Annotated in this window: 16 protein-coding genes; 3 read left to right on the forward strand and 13 right to left on the reverse strand. The window is 66.0% G+C overall.

Features of this window, described 5'->3' with window-relative positions; genetic code table 11:
- Positions 1 to 696: a P-loop NTPase family protein gene (locus tag C4S70_RS14575; protein WP_104008844.1), complete on the forward strand. Its 696-nt coding sequence runs from the start codon at positions 1 to 3 to the stop codon at positions 694 to 696.
- 49 nt (positions 697 to 745) lie between these two features.
- Positions 746 to 2290 (forward strand): Ppx/GppA family phosphatase, encoded by a 1545-nt coding sequence (locus tag C4S70_RS14580; RefSeq protein ID WP_104008864.1) that lies wholly within the window; start codon positions 746 to 748, stop codon positions 2288 to 2290.
- Between the two features lie 6 nt (positions 2291 to 2296).
- Here C4S70_RS14580 and C4S70_RS14585 read toward each other — a convergent pair whose 3' ends face one another.
- The 7 genes from C4S70_RS14585 to C4S70_RS14615 all read right to left on the reverse strand — a co-directional run bounded on the left by C4S70_RS14585 (position 2297) and on the right by C4S70_RS14615 (position 8785).
- A complete protein-coding gene (locus C4S70_RS14585; RefSeq protein WP_327315676.1) occupies positions 2297 to 2587 on the reverse strand; it encodes a hypothetical protein in 291 nt (96 codons plus the stop codon).
- A 137-nt stretch (positions 2588 to 2724) separates the two neighbouring features.
- Positions 2725 to 3738, reverse strand: a complete 1014-nt coding sequence (locus tag C4S70_RS14590; RefSeq protein ID WP_104008846.1) for an endonuclease/exonuclease/phosphatase family protein — start codon at positions 3736 to 3738, stop codon at positions 2725 to 2727.
- A 41-nt stretch (positions 3739 to 3779) separates the two neighbouring features.
- On the reverse strand, positions 3780 to 4457 hold the full coding sequence (locus tag C4S70_RS14595; RefSeq protein ID WP_104008847.1) for a molecular chaperone DjiA: 678 nt from the start codon (positions 4455 to 4457) through the stop codon (positions 3780 to 3782).
- On the reverse strand, positions 4436 to 4990 hold the full coding sequence (locus tag C4S70_RS14600) for a GNAT family N-acetyltransferase (RefSeq protein WP_104008848.1): 555 nt from the start codon (positions 4988 to 4990) through the stop codon (positions 4436 to 4438). The genes C4S70_RS14595 and C4S70_RS14600 overlap by 22 nt, the downstream gene beginning before the upstream one ends.
- Entirely contained in the window at positions 4987 to 5595 is a 609-nt protein-coding gene (locus tag C4S70_RS14605; RefSeq protein WP_104008849.1) for a VOC family protein, read from the reverse strand. The genes C4S70_RS14600 and C4S70_RS14605 overlap by 4 nt, the downstream gene beginning before the upstream one ends.
- A gap of 97 nt (positions 5596 to 5692) precedes the next feature.
- Positions 5693 to 7822: a methylmalonyl-CoA mutase gene (scpA, locus tag C4S70_RS14610; RefSeq protein WP_104008850.1), complete on the reverse strand. Its 2130-nt coding sequence runs from the start codon at positions 7820 to 7822 to the stop codon at positions 5693 to 5695.
- Between the two features lie 21 nt (positions 7823 to 7843).
- The gene (locus C4S70_RS14615; protein ID WP_104008851.1) at positions 7844 to 8785 is read right to left on the reverse strand and encodes a hypothetical protein; all 942 of its coding nucleotides are present in this window, start codon (positions 8783 to 8785) and stop codon (positions 7844 to 7846) included.
- Positions 8786 to 8893: 108 nt separating this feature from the next.
- On the opposite strand from C4S70_RS14615, the gene C4S70_RS14620 reads away from it, so the two are divergent.
- On the forward strand, positions 8894 to 9382 hold the full coding sequence (locus tag C4S70_RS14620) for a DUF4174 domain-containing protein (protein WP_104008852.1): 489 nt from the start codon (positions 8894 to 8896) through the stop codon (positions 9380 to 9382).
- A 108-nt stretch (positions 9383 to 9490) separates the two neighbouring features.
- Here C4S70_RS14620 and C4S70_RS14625 read toward each other — a convergent pair whose 3' ends face one another.
- From C4S70_RS14625 to C4S70_RS14650, 6 genes are all read right to left on the reverse strand, one after another.
- Positions 9491 to 11536, reverse strand: coding sequence for an acetyl-CoA carboxylase biotin carboxylase subunit (locus C4S70_RS14625; RefSeq protein ID WP_104008853.1), 2046 nt, complete (start codon positions 11534 to 11536; stop codon positions 9491 to 9493).
- Positions 11537 to 11680: 144 nt separating this feature from the next.
- Positions 11681 to 11887 (reverse strand): hypothetical protein, encoded by a 207-nt coding sequence (locus C4S70_RS14630; RefSeq protein WP_104008854.1) that lies wholly within the window; start codon positions 11885 to 11887, stop codon positions 11681 to 11683.
- 418 nt (positions 11888 to 12305) lie between these two features.
- The gene (locus tag C4S70_RS14635; protein WP_104008855.1) at positions 12306 to 12653 is read right to left on the reverse strand and encodes a hypothetical protein; all 348 of its coding nucleotides are present in this window, start codon (positions 12651 to 12653) and stop codon (positions 12306 to 12308) included.
- Between the two features lie 70 nt (positions 12654 to 12723).
- A complete protein-coding gene (locus tag C4S70_RS14640) occupies positions 12724 to 13086 on the reverse strand; it encodes a DUF6497 family protein (protein WP_235003841.1) in 363 nt (120 codons plus the stop codon).
- Positions 13087 to 13208: 122 nt separating this feature from the next.
- Entirely contained in the window at positions 13209 to 13607 is a 399-nt protein-coding gene (locus tag C4S70_RS14645; RefSeq protein ID WP_104008857.1) for a cupin domain-containing protein, read from the reverse strand.
- A 78-nt stretch (positions 13608 to 13685) separates the two neighbouring features.
- On the reverse strand, positions 13686 to 14927 hold a 1242-nt coding region (locus C4S70_RS14650; RefSeq protein WP_104008858.1), incomplete at its 5' end, for an acyl-CoA carboxylase subunit beta.

Consider the following 14927-nt stretch of genomic DNA (forward strand, 5'->3'; position numbering starts at 1 on the left):
ATGGCCGAACAGCTGAGCTTTGACCTGCCCCGCCGCACCGCGCGGGCGCGCGAGGATTTCTTTGTCTCGCCCGCCAACGCGCTGGCGGTGGCGCTGATCGACGACTGGCGCAACTGGCCCGGCGGCAAGCTGGCGCTGAGCGGCCCGGCCGGGTCGGGCAAGACGCACCTGACGCATGTCTGGGCCGCACACACCGGCGCGCGGATCGTCCCGGCGGGGGATCTGACCGAGGACGCGGTTCCGGATCTCGCCCAAGGCCCCGTCGCGGTCGAGGACGTGCCGGAAATCGCCGCCGATCCGCGCGCGCAGGCCGCCCTGTTTCACCTGCACAACCTGGTTCTGGCACAGGGGCACCGGCTGCTGATGACCGGGCGCGACGCGCCGCGACACTGGGGGCTGACCCTGCCCGACCTGCAAAGCCGGGTCGAAGGGGCGCAGAACGCGACGCTGGACGAACCCGACGACGCGCTTCTGGCCGCCGTTTTGGCCAAGCTCTTTGCCGACCGGCAGATCACGCCCCGGCCCGATGTGATCCCGTTTCTTCTGCTGCGGGTCGAACGGTCCTTTGCGGCCGCCGCAGCGGTGGTGGACCATCTGGACCGGGGCGCGCTGAAAGAGGGCAAGCCGTTGACGCGACAGCTTGCCGCGCGGCTTCTGGCCGATTTCCGGTCACATGGGGACGGGTCTGGCGATTGACCGGAACGGCGCGATCCCGCATCCTGCGCAGGGTCCAGAGGGGGATGCCATGAACGAGCAACCGCGAGCCGAGAACCCGAACTGGGGGCCTTTCGGGCGTCCGCTGTTCAACGACCCCAGTTCGCGCGCCCTGTCGCGGGTGGGCGTGGTGGATGTCGGGTCGAACTCGGTGCGGTTGGTGGTGTTCGACGGCGCGGCGCGGTCGCCGGCCTATTTCTACAACGAAAAGATCATGTGCGCGCTGGGCGAGGGGCTGGCCGAGACCGGGCGGCTCAGTCCGCGCGGGCGGGAACGGGCCCTGAACGCGATCCGCCGGTTCCAGGAAATCGCCAGGGGCCTGCGCCTGCCGCCGCTGATCGCGGTGGCCACGGCGGCCGTGCGCGATGCAGAGGACGGGCAGGATTTCTGCGATGAGGTGCTGCGCGAAACCGGCCTGCGGATCTGGATCATCGACGGCGACGAAGAGGCCCGGCTGTCGGCGCAAGGGGTGCTGCTGGGCTGGCCCGGCGCCTATGGTCTGGTCTGCGACATGGGCGGGGCGTCCATGGAACTGGCCGAGATCGACGGCAACACTGTGGGCAAGCGGATGACTTCGCCGCTGGGGCCTCTCAAGCTGCGCCATATCAAGGGTGGCCGCCGCGCCCGCAAGGCGGTGATCAAGGACGTGGTCGAGGACATGCGCCGGCAGATGGGCAAGCAGCGCGACCGGCTGTTCCTGGTCGGCGGCAGCTGGCGCGCGATCGCCCGGATCGACATGGCCCGGCGCGGCTATCCGCTGACCGTTCTGCACGAATACCGCATGACCGCGAAATCGGTCCGCGACACGCTGCATTTCATTGAAAAAAGCGATCTGGAAAAACTGCGCAACAGGGCCGTCGTCTCCGCCGCCCGGATGGAGCTGGTGCCGATCGCCATCGACGTGCTGCACCGGCTGGTGCGCACCTTCAAGCCCCATGACATCGCCATCTCGAGCTATGGGATCCGCGAGGGGCTTCTGTATGAGCAGATGCCGCAGGAACTGCGCGACCGCGACCCCCTGATCGAGGCCTGCTGGTTCGCCGAAGCCAAGGACGCGCGGATGCCCGGTTTCGGCCGCAAGCTGTTCGATTTCGTGATGCCGCTGTTCCGCTCAGCCAAGCCGTCGCGGGTTCGGATCATCAAGGCCGCCTGCCTGCTGCATGACGTCAGCTGGCGGGCCCATCCAGACTATCGCGCGGATGTCTGTTTCGACTATGCCACCCGCGCCAATCTGGGCGGGCTGAAACATTCCGAACGGGTGTTCCTGGGGCTGGCCCTGCAGCACCGCTATCGCAACAAGCGGCCCTCCGAGCGGTTCGGCGCCTTCTACGACCTGATCGACGACCGCAGCGGGAAAGAGGCCGAAATCTTGGGAAAGGCGATGCGGCTGGGCGCGATGCTGTGGATGCAGCCGGACACGGCCATCGGGGAATTGCGATTCCAGCCCAAGAAAAAGCGGCTGGAACTGGTGCTGCCGCCCGAGGCGGAGCCGCTGTTCGGCGAGGTGGCCGAGGCGCGGCTGATGTCGCTGGCTCAGGCGCTCGAGGCCGAGGTCAGCGTGACCTTCAAGACCTGAAGCGCGCTACAGGTCCGTCGATTCCACCTCCTCGCCGTTTTCCGGTTCCTTCTCCGGTTCGTCCTGGGGGTCGGGTTTCCGCCGGATGATGATGTCACCATTTGGCAGGATCTCGGGCTTTTCATAGCGGCTCCAGTCCTGCACCTCGTCCACGAGATCCATGAAGGCCGGCCCCATCTCTTCGATGAAACTGCGCATGGACGGCCCGAATTCCTCGGCCAGCCCCCGCAGCTCCTCCAGCTTCGGCTCCATCTCCTGGCGCAGCCCTTCCATGAACATCTCAAACCCGCGTTGCATGAGAGAGCTTCCGTCTCCCTCCTCGGCCACGGCTGGCGCGACCGAAAGCGACAGGGCGATGGCAAGCGGGGCAAGGGCAAAACGGCATGTCATGAAAACGAAGATAGGCGCGATGCGCCCGAGCCGGAAGGGGATGTTCAGATTTCGATGTCCAGCGTCACCGGGAAATGGTCCGAGGCCGCCAGTAGCGCCTCGCGCAGCTCGGGCACGCGCCAGCATCGTTCATTGTCCAGCGGGTGCCAGATGCGCCATTCCGGCCGGCGCGACATCAGATCCTGCGAGATCATGATATAGTCCAGCAGCGCCTCGAGATACTGCTCCTGGTCGGGAATGCGGAACCGGGCCGTGGTCGGCACCGCGCCGGGGCACGGCTGCACCGCCCGGCGCGCGTGCGGGTCGAAAAGATCATCGCCCAGAAGGATCTCGACCGAGGACCGCCCGAACAGCTCTTCGAACTCGTCCAGGCCGGGGCCATCGTTCAGATCGCCCATCAGGATGACTGGCTCTCCCGCCGCCAGATGCGCGTCGATGCGCGCGCGCAGCCAGATCGCCTGGGCCAGCTGCTTGCGCCGGTTGGCAATCGCCGCACGGATCATGCCGTCGCGGGTCTTTTCCCCGTAGGGCGCAACCGATTTCAGATGCGCGCCGATGATCCGCAGATGGGTGCCCTGCGCCGTGGTCACGTCCAGCTCCAGCGGCGGCTTGGAGAAGGTCACCAGATCCTCGGTTCCGTCGATGTCCAGATCGATGCGGAACACGCCGTCGAACCGGGGCGCCTCGCGGCTGCCCTTCTTGCCGGTGGCATCTCCTTTCGGATCATGCCGCGCGGTCAGCCGGTCGGGGTCGTAAAGCATCGCGATTTCCTGATGGGTTTCGTTGGCAAACCCCATCGCCACCGACCGCGTGCGCAGATCGAATGCCCGCGCAAACCGTTCCAGCGCCCGCACCGTGTCCTGCCGCCGCCCCGTGTTCGGGGCCTCGATGATCATCACCGCGTCCGCATCCATCGCCGTGAACACGATGCCCAGCGCCTCGACCTGCCGGGCGCGGGTCACGCCTTCGCGCCCCGACGGTTCGTCATCGACCAGGATTTCGTCGTCGCGGTCGAACAGCTCCGCGAACCATTCCACGTTGTAGGTGGCCAGTCTCATCGTCCACCATCATGCCCCGCCATGGCCGCCCCGCCAAGCGGTCAGGCCACACCGTTGATCTGGTCCCAGGCCCGGTTGATGGCAATGAGCCGCTTCTCGGCCAGCCGCACCGCCTCTTCGGGCACGCCGCGTGCCATCATCGAGTCGGGATGCGTCTCGCGCACCAATTCACGCCAGACCTTGCGGATCTCCTCGATCGGCATGTCGCGCGTCACGCCCAGCACGGCATAGGGGTCGGACTGCTCCTGCGGCACAAAGCGTGCACGCAGGGTCCGGAACGTCTTTTCCTCCAGCCCGAAGATCTCGGCCACGTCCTCGAGAAAGGCGTTCTCGTTGGGGTGGTAGAATCCGTCGGCCATGGCGATATGGAACAGCCCTTCCATGAGGTCTTCCAGAACCTTGGGATTGTCGCGGAACATGCGCGCGATCGACCGGGCATACTCCCGGTACCCGGCAACGTCCGTCCGCGCGAGGTTGAACACCCGCGCCGCGCCCGGTTCGTCCTTCCTGGCGATCTGAAACACCTCGCGAAAGGCGGCGACCTCGTCGCGCGTCACCTGCCCGTCCGCCTTGGCCATCTTCGCGCCCAGCGCGATCACGGCAATGGCAAAGGCCACGGTCCGCTCGGGCGGGGTGCGCAGGCGTTCGAACACGGCGCGCAGGGGCTCTCCCTTACGCAAGGCCGAGACGGCTTCGGTTATCCGCGACCAGATCGACATGGCCGCACCCTAGCGGCCCGAATCCGTCTTGTCAGGTGCGTCACTCGGACCCGCGCCAGCATTTTCTGCATCAGCACCAGATCCAGCCAGCGGTCGAACTTGAACCCCACCTCGGGCAACCGCCCCACCTCGACAAAACCGAGGGCGGCGTGAAAGGCAATGCCGCCCGGATTGGCCCCGCTGACCCCGGCGATCAGGACACGCACGCCCCGCGCCCGCGCCTCCGCCTCGAGCCGCGCCATCAGCGCACGCCCGATTCTCCGCCCGCGCAACCGGGGCGCCAGATGAATCGTGTGCTCGGCGGTGTGAACGTAACCCGGTCCGGAACGAAACGGCGCGAAGGCGGCAAAGCCGATCACTTCGCTGTCATGCTCGGCCACGACGAAGGCCCCGCGCCGCGCCGCAATCTCCGCCGCGATGCCGCTTTCGGTCTTTTCTTCGGTCGTGAAAGTGACGAAGGTGTCGCGGATGATCGGGTTCCAGATGGCGCAGATAGCGGCGGCGTCCCCGGGCGCGGCCGCTCGGATCGTCACGCTAGCACCCGTTCGCCGTGGGGCGTCTCGAACCGCGCCGACAGCGCCGCGGACCCCGCCTCGAACTCCACCCGCCGATCGCTGAATCCCGCCAATGCCTGCGCCAGCTCACCGGCGCGGGGATGTCGAACGGTCAACCGCGTCAACCGGCACCCCGAAGGCGCCAGCATCGCCGCCGGGTGCTGGTCGCCCTCCCACTCGATCAGCGCCGGAAACAGATTGTCGAACGGCAGCATTCCGTCCTCCGGCACGGCCATGCGCCAACGCAAGTCGCCCCGGCTCACCGCCACCGGCCGCCCCGCGCCCTCCGGCAGCCGCGCCAGCGCCGTCTCCAGATCATCGACCCGGCAAATCCAGTTCGACAAACGCGGCACACCCTTGAACCGATCCAGACCGAACCACCGCGCCCGCGCCGGCGCCGGCGCCGCCGGGTCCACCGCGATCGCTTCCAGATACAACCCGTCCGCCAGTCCCAGCAGCCGGTTATGCGTCCCGAACAAGTCGTGCCGCCCACCCGGCTGCATCGCCACGCCCAGCGCCGCCTCGACATGCGCGGCGGCCCGCGTCAAATCAGCTCCGGCAACGGCAATGTGATCCAGCTCCATAACCAACCGGCCCCCTGTTTCCTCTTGCCCTAAATATCCTCGGGGGTGAATTGCCCCAAAGGGGCAAGAGGGGGCAGACAGCCCCCCCCCCGCCGCATCACCTCCGCGCCTCGCGGATCAGGCGCAGAATGTCCTTCGCCGCTTTCGGAATATTCGTGCCGGGTCCGAAAATCGCCTTGACGCCGGCCTTGTAGAGAAAATCATAGTCCTGCTGAGGGATCACCCCGCCGCAGATCACGATGATGTCCTCGGCGCCCTGCGCCTTCAGCGCCTCGACCAGCTGCGGCGCCAGCGTCTTGTGACCCGCCGCCTGGGACGAGATACCGACCACGTGCACGTCGTTGTCCACCGCGTCCTGCGCCGCCTCTTCCGGCGTCTGGAACAACGGCCCCACATCCACGTCGAACCCGATATCGGCAAATGCCGTCGCGATCACCTTGGCGCCGCGGTCGTGCCCGTCCTGCCCCATCTTGACCACCAGCATCCGCGGCCGGCGGCCTTCTTCCTCGGCGAACCGCTCCACCTCCTTCTGGATCGCGGCAAAGTCCTCGTCGCCCTCGTAGGCCGCGCCATAGACCCCGGCCAGCGTCTTCACCTCGGCGCGGTGCCGCCCGAACACCTTTTCCATCGCCATGCTGATCTCTCCCACCGTTGCCCGCGCCCGCGCCGCTTCGACCGCCGCTTCCAGAAGGTTTCCGCCCTCCTTCGCGCGGCGGGTCAGTTCCTCCAGCGCCGCATCGCAGGCCGCCTGATCGCGTTCCGCCTTGATCTTCTGCAGCCGCGCGATCTGCGCCTCGCGCACCTTCTGGTTGTCCACCTCGAGAATGTCGATCAGGTCTTCGCGGTCCTTGCGATACTTGTTGACCCCGACGATCACCTCTTCGCCCCGGTCGATCATCGCCTGCCGACGCGCGGCGGTTTCCTCGATCCGCATCTTCGGCATGCCGCTCTCGACCGCCTTGGTCATGCCGCCCATCGCCTCGACCTCTTCCATGAGCGCCCAGGCTTTCTCGACCAGCTCGTTGGTGAGCGCCTCGACATAGTAGGAGCCCGCCAAAGGATCGACGACATGGGTGATGCCGGTTTCCTCCTGCAGGATCAGCTGGGTGTTCCGCGCGATCCGGGCCGAGAAATCGGTGGGCAGCGCGATCGCCTCGTCCAAAGCGTTGGTGTGCAGCGACTGGGTGCCGCCCAGAACCGCGCTCAGCGCCTCATAGGCGGTGCGGATCACGTTGTTGTAGGGATCCTGTTCCTGAAGCGACACGCCCGATGTCTGACAATGCGTCCGCAGCATCTTGGAGCGCTCGTTCTTTGCCCCGAATTCGGTCATCACCCGGTGCCACAGCGTGCGGGCCGCGCGCAGCTTGGCAATTTCCATGAAGAAATTCATGCCGATGGCGAAGAAGAAGCTCAGCCGGCCGGCGAACTTGTCCACGTCCATGCCGGCATTGATCGCGGCGCGCACATATTCGCGCCCGTCGGCCAGCGTATAGGCCAGCTCCTGCACCAGGTTCGCCCCGGCCTCCTGCATGTGGTAGCCCGAGATCGAGATCGAGTTGAACTTGGGCATGTAATCCGAGGTATAGGCGATGATGTCGCTGACGATCCGCATCGACGGCTCGGGCGGATAGATATAGGTGTTGCGGACCATGAACTCCTTGAGGATGTCGTTCTGGATCGTGCCGGCCAGAACGCTCTTGTCATGGCCCTGCTCCTCGCCGGTGACAATGAAATTGGCGAGGATCGGGATCACCGCGCCGTTCATGGTCATGCTGACGCTGACCTTGTCCAGCGGGATGCCGTCGAACAGGATCTTCATGTCCTCGACGCTGTCGATGGCGACGCCCGCCTTGCCCACGTCGCCCACGACGCGCGGATGGTCGCTGTCATAGCCGCGGTGCGTGGCCAGGTCGAAGGCCACAGATACCCCCTGCTGACCGGCGGCCAGGTTGCGGCGGTAGAAGGCGTTGGATTCCTCGGCCGTCGAAAAACCCGCATATTGCCGGATGGTCCAGGGCCTGCCGGCATACATGGTCGCCCGCACGCCGCGCGTGAAGGGGCCGAAACCCGGCAGGCTGCCCATATGCGGCAGCCCCTCGATATCCTCCTCGGTATAAAGAGGCTTGACCGTGATGCCCTCGAGCGTGGTCCAATCCAGATCTTCCAGCGGCCGTCCGCGCAGCTCCTTTTCCGCCAGCGCCCGCCAATCGTCGAGTGTCTTCTTCATTCCGCTTTCCTCTCGTCAGTCTCAGGCCCGGTCTTCGCCAGGCAGTCCCGCATCCGTTTCATCCAGCAGCCGCGCAAGGCCATCCGCCCCGGCCGCCAGCCATCGCAGATCCTCGTCGTGCCGCTGCCGCAGCAGCGCCGCCTGTTCGTCGGAGAAGGGGTTCCAGCGTCCTTCGCTCTCCGGCAGTTCGGCGGCTTCGCGGGCGTCCAGCCGACGGCGCAGACGGGACAGATCCGGCGTCTCATTCTTCCATTCGCCGGCGTGATCGAACGGCGCATCGCATTGCGCGATGGCCCGCAACTGCGCGTCGGCGCGGCCCGCGAAGCATTCGAACGGCGCGACCAGAACTGTCGCCCCGCCCGCCGCCTGTGCGATCTCCTCGATCACACCGCGCCATCCGCGCGACAGAGAGGCGATGGCCGCCAGTGTAACCGGCCCCGGCAAACCGAGACCGCGCCCGACGCCATAGCCCAAGGCCGAGGCCCAGTAGCGATCCAGCGCCCGGATATTGAGGACGACCGCCATGACGTTTCCGCCAAAAGCGGAGACATGGCTGGCCACGCGATCACCGGCCCGCAGATACAGATCCGCATCCATCCGGTTGTCGCGCATCGAGCCGACGATGTTTTCGTCGCTTACGATCAGCGTCTTCACGCCGCGTCTCGCGCAGCGTTCCAGATGCGCGCCGATCCGGTCGGCGGCGGCGGCCAGGATTGCCGGCCCCTGCCCCAGCGCCGGGCGCGGGATCACGCCCCGCAACAATCCGCCGCGCGTGCGGATCGGCCCCCAGAACCCGATCCCCTGCCGCGCCAGAACCGGCGTGTTCCGCCGCAGGTAGGACTGAAAACTGGTGGTCGCGCAACGGTGCGCCCCGACATGCAGAATGACATCGACGGAACCACCGCGCCCCCCGCTTCCCGTCGGGCGACGGGCCGGTTTTCCGCGCGGCTCCAACGGGCTCATGCCCGGCCCTCCATCGCACCGGCGTGCAAGGTCCTTTTCCGCACATTGTTCAATTCGGTGGTCGCAATCGCCACGCCTGCGGCTATATTCCCTATGACAGGAGGCCCAATGATCCGCCCATTAGCCATTGTTTTGACGATCTTATTCCCCCTTGTCCCGCAAGCGGCGGACAGGCCTGCGTCCGAAACCGCCGGCGAAACCGCGACCGAACAGCCGCCGCTGATCCGCCCCGCCGGAGACACCGGCCTTGGCGAATTTCTCTGGACCAACCGGGTGCTCGTGGTGTTCGCCGACAGCCCCGCGGACCCGCGATACCAGGACCAGATCAAGTTTCTGCAGGAGGGCGAGGACATGCTGCGCGATCGCGACGTGATCGTGCTGACCGACACCAGCCCCGCCGACCGCACGCCAGTGCGCCGCAAACTGCGCCCGCGCGGCTTCCAGCTGACGCTGGTGGACAAGGACGGGGTGGTCAAGCTGCGCAAGCCGGTGCCCTGGACCGTGCGCGAAATCGCCGCCACGATCGACAAGACGCCGATGCGCCTGATGGAGGTCGAGGAACGCCGCCGCAAGGCCGCGCAGGAAGCACCGCGATAGGCCGCCTCTTCGCCTCGTCTCGGGATATGCCGTCGCATCGGCTTCATGTTCCGCCTTTCCGGCCAGGGGCTTCCCGGCCAGATGCCGGGAAACATCCCCCTCACCGGGTCACTCGAACTCCATGATCACATCGTCCACCGCAAGGCTGTCGCCCGGCTCGGCATCGATCCGCTTGACGACGCCGCGGCGCTCGGCCCGCAGGATGTTTTCCATCTTCATCGCCTCGACGGTGCACAGCGCCTGACCTTCCTGCACCTCGTCGCCTTCCTTGACGTCGATCCGCACGATCAGGCCGGGCATCGGACACAGCAGCAGTTTCGAGGTGTCGGGCGGCAGCTTTTCGGGCATCAACTGCCACAGCTCGTCCTGACGCGGGGTGCGCACATGCACCTTGAGATCCGCGCCGCGGTTGCGGATGCGGAAGCCGCCGGTGATCTTGCCCACCTTCAGCACCAGCGTCTCTCCGTCCACGTCCAACGTGGCCAGCGAATCCCCCGGCGTCCAGTCGCTGGCGACGCGCTTCTTCTCGCCATCCTCGAAGGTCACGGTCGAGCCCGCCGGATCGGCGTCGATCGTCACCGGGAAGCGTTCGCCCTGAAGGCTTACCACCCAGTCCACGCCGACGCGGCGTTCGTGGTTGTCCATCCGCCCCGAGACACGGGTGCGGCGGATCTCGGCGACGCGGTGCATCGCCGCAGCGGCTGCCGCGATCATGCGCAGCCGATCCTCGGGCAGCTCGACGCCCTGGAAGCCTTCCGGGTATTCCTCGGCGATGAAGGCGGTGGTCATGTCGCCGGCGCAGAATTTCGGGTGGTCCATCACCGCCGACAGGAACGGCAGGTTATGGCCGATCCCCTCGACCTCGAAACTGTCGAGCGCCACCCGCATCGCCTCGATCGCGGCATCGCGGTCCGGCGCCCAGGTGCACAGCTTGGCAATCATCGGGTCATAATACATGCTGATCTCGCCGCCTTCATAGACGCCGGTATCGTTGCGCACCGCCGTCGGGCCTTCGGGCGCATCGCCCTGCCATTTGCCCGATTTCAGCAGCGGCCCCGCCGCCACCTCGGCCGGCGGACGATAGCGGGTCAGCCGCCCGATCGAGGGCAGGAAGTTGCGATAGGGATCCTCGGCATAAAGCCGGCTTTCGATCGCCCAGCCTTCCAGCTTCACGTCGTCCTGCGTGATCGACAGCTTCTCGCCCGCCGCCACGCGGATCATCTGTTCCACCAGATCCACACCGGTAATCAGCTCGGTCACCGGGTGTTCCACCTGAAGACGGGTGTTCATCTCGAGGAAGTAGAAGTTCTTGTCCCCGTCCACGATGAACTCCACCGTGCCGGCGCTGGAATAGCCCACCGCCTTGGCCAGCGCGACCGCCTGCTCGCCCATCGCCCTGCGGGTTTCGGGGTCGAGAAACGGCGACGGCGCCTCTTCGATGACCTTCTGGTTGCGGCGCTGGATCGAACATTCCCGTTCGCCCAGATAGATGCCGTTGCCGTGGCTGTCGCACAGAACCTGGATCTCGATATGGCGCGGCTGGGTGACAAATTTCTCGATGAAAATCCGGTCGTCGCCAAAGCTGCTGGCGGCTTCGTTCTTGGACGACCGGAAGCCTTCGCGACATTCCTCGTCGTTCCAGGCGATCCGCATCCCCTTGCCACCGCCGCCGGCGCTGGCCTTGATCATCACCGGATAGCCGATCTCGCCGGCTATCCGCACGGCCTCGTCATCGTCCTCGATCAGGCCCATATAGCCCGGCACGGTGCTGACGCCGGCCTCCTGCGCGATCTTCTTCGAGGTGATCTTGTCCCCCATCGCCTCGATCGCGCCCACGGGGGGGCCGATGAAGGCCACGCCCTCGGCCGCCAGCGCCTCGGCGAATTTCGCGTTCTCCGACAGAAAACCATAGCCCGGATGCACCGCCTCGGCCCCGGTGCCGCGGATCGCCGCCATCACCTTGTCGATGACGATATAGGACTGGTTGGCCGGCGGCGGGCCGATATGCACAGCCTCGTCGGCCATCTGGACGTGCAGCGCGTGCTTGTCCGCGTCCGAATAGATCGCCACCGTCTGGATGCCCATCTTGCGGGCGGTCTTGATGACCCGGCAGGCGATTTCGCCCCGGTTCGCGATCAGGATCTTCTTGAACATGGTCTGTCCTTCGTCTTGGGGTTGTCCGAACGCGAAAGACCGCCCGCGGGCACAGGATCCGGGGCGGTTTCGCGCATGTCTGCGGCCGGTCCGACGAGGGACCGGTTTTTCAGGAAATCAAGGCCGCGCCTTGGTTCGGGGCGGTCAGTTGCACTTGTCCGGATAGGTCTGGCAATAGGCCACGTTGGCCGCGCCGCCCGCGATGGCGCCCACGACCGGATCGCCGTCAACGATGAGCGATCCGAGCATCCCCGTGCCCGCGCCGTAAAGCGCCTGTTCGGTCGCGTTGTCGCCGCAGGCCGCAAGGCCCAGTGCCAGCGTCGCTGCTGCAATGGTGCGAAGCTTGAACATCCTGCCCGTCCTCCTTCTTTTTTGTGGGAGATCGCGGTCAGAAGACACCCGAACCGCGGCGAAGGCAAGACGAACCCCCCCTCAGCTCCGCTTCGGGCGAAAGCTTGCGCAAGGGGCGCAGACCCGCATGGCGCTTGCCGGATCGGCAGGATCGGGGGCAGGCCGACAAAATATTGTCCGGCCTGCCCCCTGTAGGAAGGGGTCTTAAAGAAAAATGCGGGTCTTGGAGGTGAACACCGGGGGAAGTGCCCGCCACCCGCAAGATCGACCGTGGGGGCAAAGATGACGTCTGCCAAGCGTGAGGCTCCGGCACCGCAGGATCCGGCCGGATTTCGCCGAAAACGGCAGCATGCGCGCAAAACTCCGCCCATTTCGGGCAAAGGTGCAGCGGAATGGCAGGTCGATCCGTGGCGCATCTTCACCCTCCGAACACCTCGGGGAAGGAGGCGCGGGCCACCTCGACGTCGATTCGCAGCAGGGCCTCGTAGCTTTGCGGATCGAACGGATCTTCGGCTGGCACGACTTCGCGGCCGAAAAGCCAGCTCAGCCGCCCGGCGTCGAGATTGCCGCGCTCAAAGGGTTCCTCGCCGAAATAGTCCCACAGCGCCTGCATGAAGGCCGCATCCGCCCGCCGGTCGGCCGGCTTGCGATCGGCATAGCGTTCGCGCCGCACCAGAGGCGTCACGCCGCGCGGATTGGGGCGGCGGATCGTGAAGTGATAATCGGTGCCCGGCAACCGGCCGGGAAAGCCGCGATGTTTCAGCATGGGCGCCCTCCGCAGAAAGTGAACGCGCCGGACGGCAAGGGGGGCGTGGGACCTGTGCGCGGTCGGGTCATCAGTAGTCCTCCCATATGCAGGCGCCGTCTTCGATCCGGTAGGCTTCGAAGACCTGAACCGCGTCGGGGGCCGCCTTGCCAAAGGGAACGGGGCGGTCGGAAAACGAAATGGCCACGCGGTCCGGTTTCAGCTCGTGGTGGTCGAGATAGGGCAGCACCAGATTGGCGCAGAGCCAGTCCATGTCCTCGGCCATGCGGTCGTGATCGTCCACCTCGGCTTGGGAAAGCCCCTCGGAGACGAACCGGAACCGAACCCACAACTCGCCGGGCCGGGTGTCGGTCAGCACCTCGTGCAGGGAAAGCGTGCGTCCCGAAGGCACCCGGATGTCGGGTGTCTGGGCCGCGGCCGACACCGAAGCCATGGATAAGCAAAGAAGGGTTGCGAATCCGCAGCCCCAGCTCCGCCCTGCGGGGCGGCCTCCTCCTGCCGGGGCTGCAGGCGCTGCGCCAGCTGCGCGCGCTGTCCTGTGTGTGACGCGGCTGATCATGGCGCTGATTCGCCTTTCGTGTCAAATGCCGCGGGCGACGTGATTTCGATCAGTTCCATGTCGTCCGAATGCCGCACTTCGCGGTGGATGATGCCGGGCGGCTGCAGCACGCAGGATCCGGCCCGCAGGAGCTGTTCGCCCTGGCCTTCGTATTCGAACACGACCCAGCCCTTCAGGACATAGACCATCTGAAAGTCCAGATCGTGGCTGTGCCATTCCCCTGGGCTTTCCATGCCGGGCACGGCGCGGATCACATGGGCGCCGAATCTGCCCCGGGTGGCGTCGCGAATGCCGAGATCGCGATACTCGAAGAACGCGCGCAGGCCTTCGCCGACGAAGGGGGAGTCGTCGGCGTGGGACACGGTGAAGGCCTGGTTCTTCCAGAGGCGGGTCATCGGGTCTTTCGGCTTTCGGCGCGGCGCCCGTGTCGGGCGCCGGCCAATGGGTATTTGGGACCAGAAAGAAGCAGCAGGTCAAAGCGGAATGTTGTCGTGCTTCTTCCAGGGGTTGGTGAGTTTCTTGTTGCGCAGGGATGCAAAGGCCCGGCAGACCCGGCGGCGGGTCGAATGCGGCATGATCACCTCGTCGATGAAGCCGCGCTCGGCCGCGACGAAGGGGTTGGCGAAGCGGTCTTCGTAATCCTTCTGCCGCTGCGCGATCTTGTCGGGGTCGCCCAGCTCGGAGCGGTAGAGGATTTCGACCGCGCCCTTGGCGCCCATCACCGCGACCTCGGCCGTCGGCCAGGCGTAGTTGAAATCTCCGCGCAGGTGCTTGGAGCTCATCACGACATAGGCGCCGCCATAGGCCTTGCGGGTGATGACGGTCACCTTGGGCACCGTGGCCTCGCCATAGGCGAAGAGAAGCTTCGCCCCGTGCTTGATAACGCCGCCATATTCCTGGGCCGTGCCGGGCAGGAAGCCGGGCACGTCCACGAAGGTCAGGATCGGGATTTCGAAGGCGTCGCAGAAACGCACGAAGCGTGCCGCCTTGCGCGAGCTGTCGATGTCGAGGCACCCCGCCAGCACCATCGGCTGGTTGGCGACCACGCCCACGGTGCGACCTTCGAGCCGGATGAAGCCGGTGATGATGTTCTTGGCGAACTCTTCCTGGATCTCGTAGAAATCGCCCTCGTCCGCGACCTTCAGGATCAGCTCCTTCATGTCGTAGGGCTGGTTCGGGTTTTCGGGAATCAGCGTGTCCAGCGACCGGTCGATCCGATTCGGATCATCGAAGAAGGGCCGAACCGGGGGCTTGTCGCGGTTGTTGAGCGGCAGGAAGTCCACGAGGCGGCGGATTTCCGCCAGCGCCTCGACGTCGTTTTCGAAGGCACCGTCGGCCACGGAGGATTTCCTGGTGTGGGTCGAGGCGCCGCCCAGCTCCTCGGCGGTCACCACCTCGTTGGTTACGGTCTTCACGACGTCGGGTCCGGTCACGAACATGTAGGAGCTGTCCTTGACCATGAAGATGAAGTCGGTCATCGCCGGCGAATAGACCGCGCCGCCCGCGCAGGGGCCCATGATCACGGAAATCTGCGGGACAACGCCCGAAGCCATGATGTTGCGCTGGAACACCTCGGCATAGCCGGCCAGCGAAGCCACGCCTTCCTGGATGCGGGCGCCGCCGGAGTCGTTGATGCCGATCACAGGGGCGCCGTTCTGCATGGCCATATCCATGATCTTGCAGATCTTTTCGGCATGCGTTTCGGACAGGGAGCC

Source organism: Jhaorihella thermophila (genome assembly GCF_900108275.1).
In the GTDB taxonomy this organism is placed as follows: Bacteria; Pseudomonadota; Alphaproteobacteria; order Rhodobacterales; family Rhodobacteraceae; genus Jhaorihella; species Jhaorihella thermophila.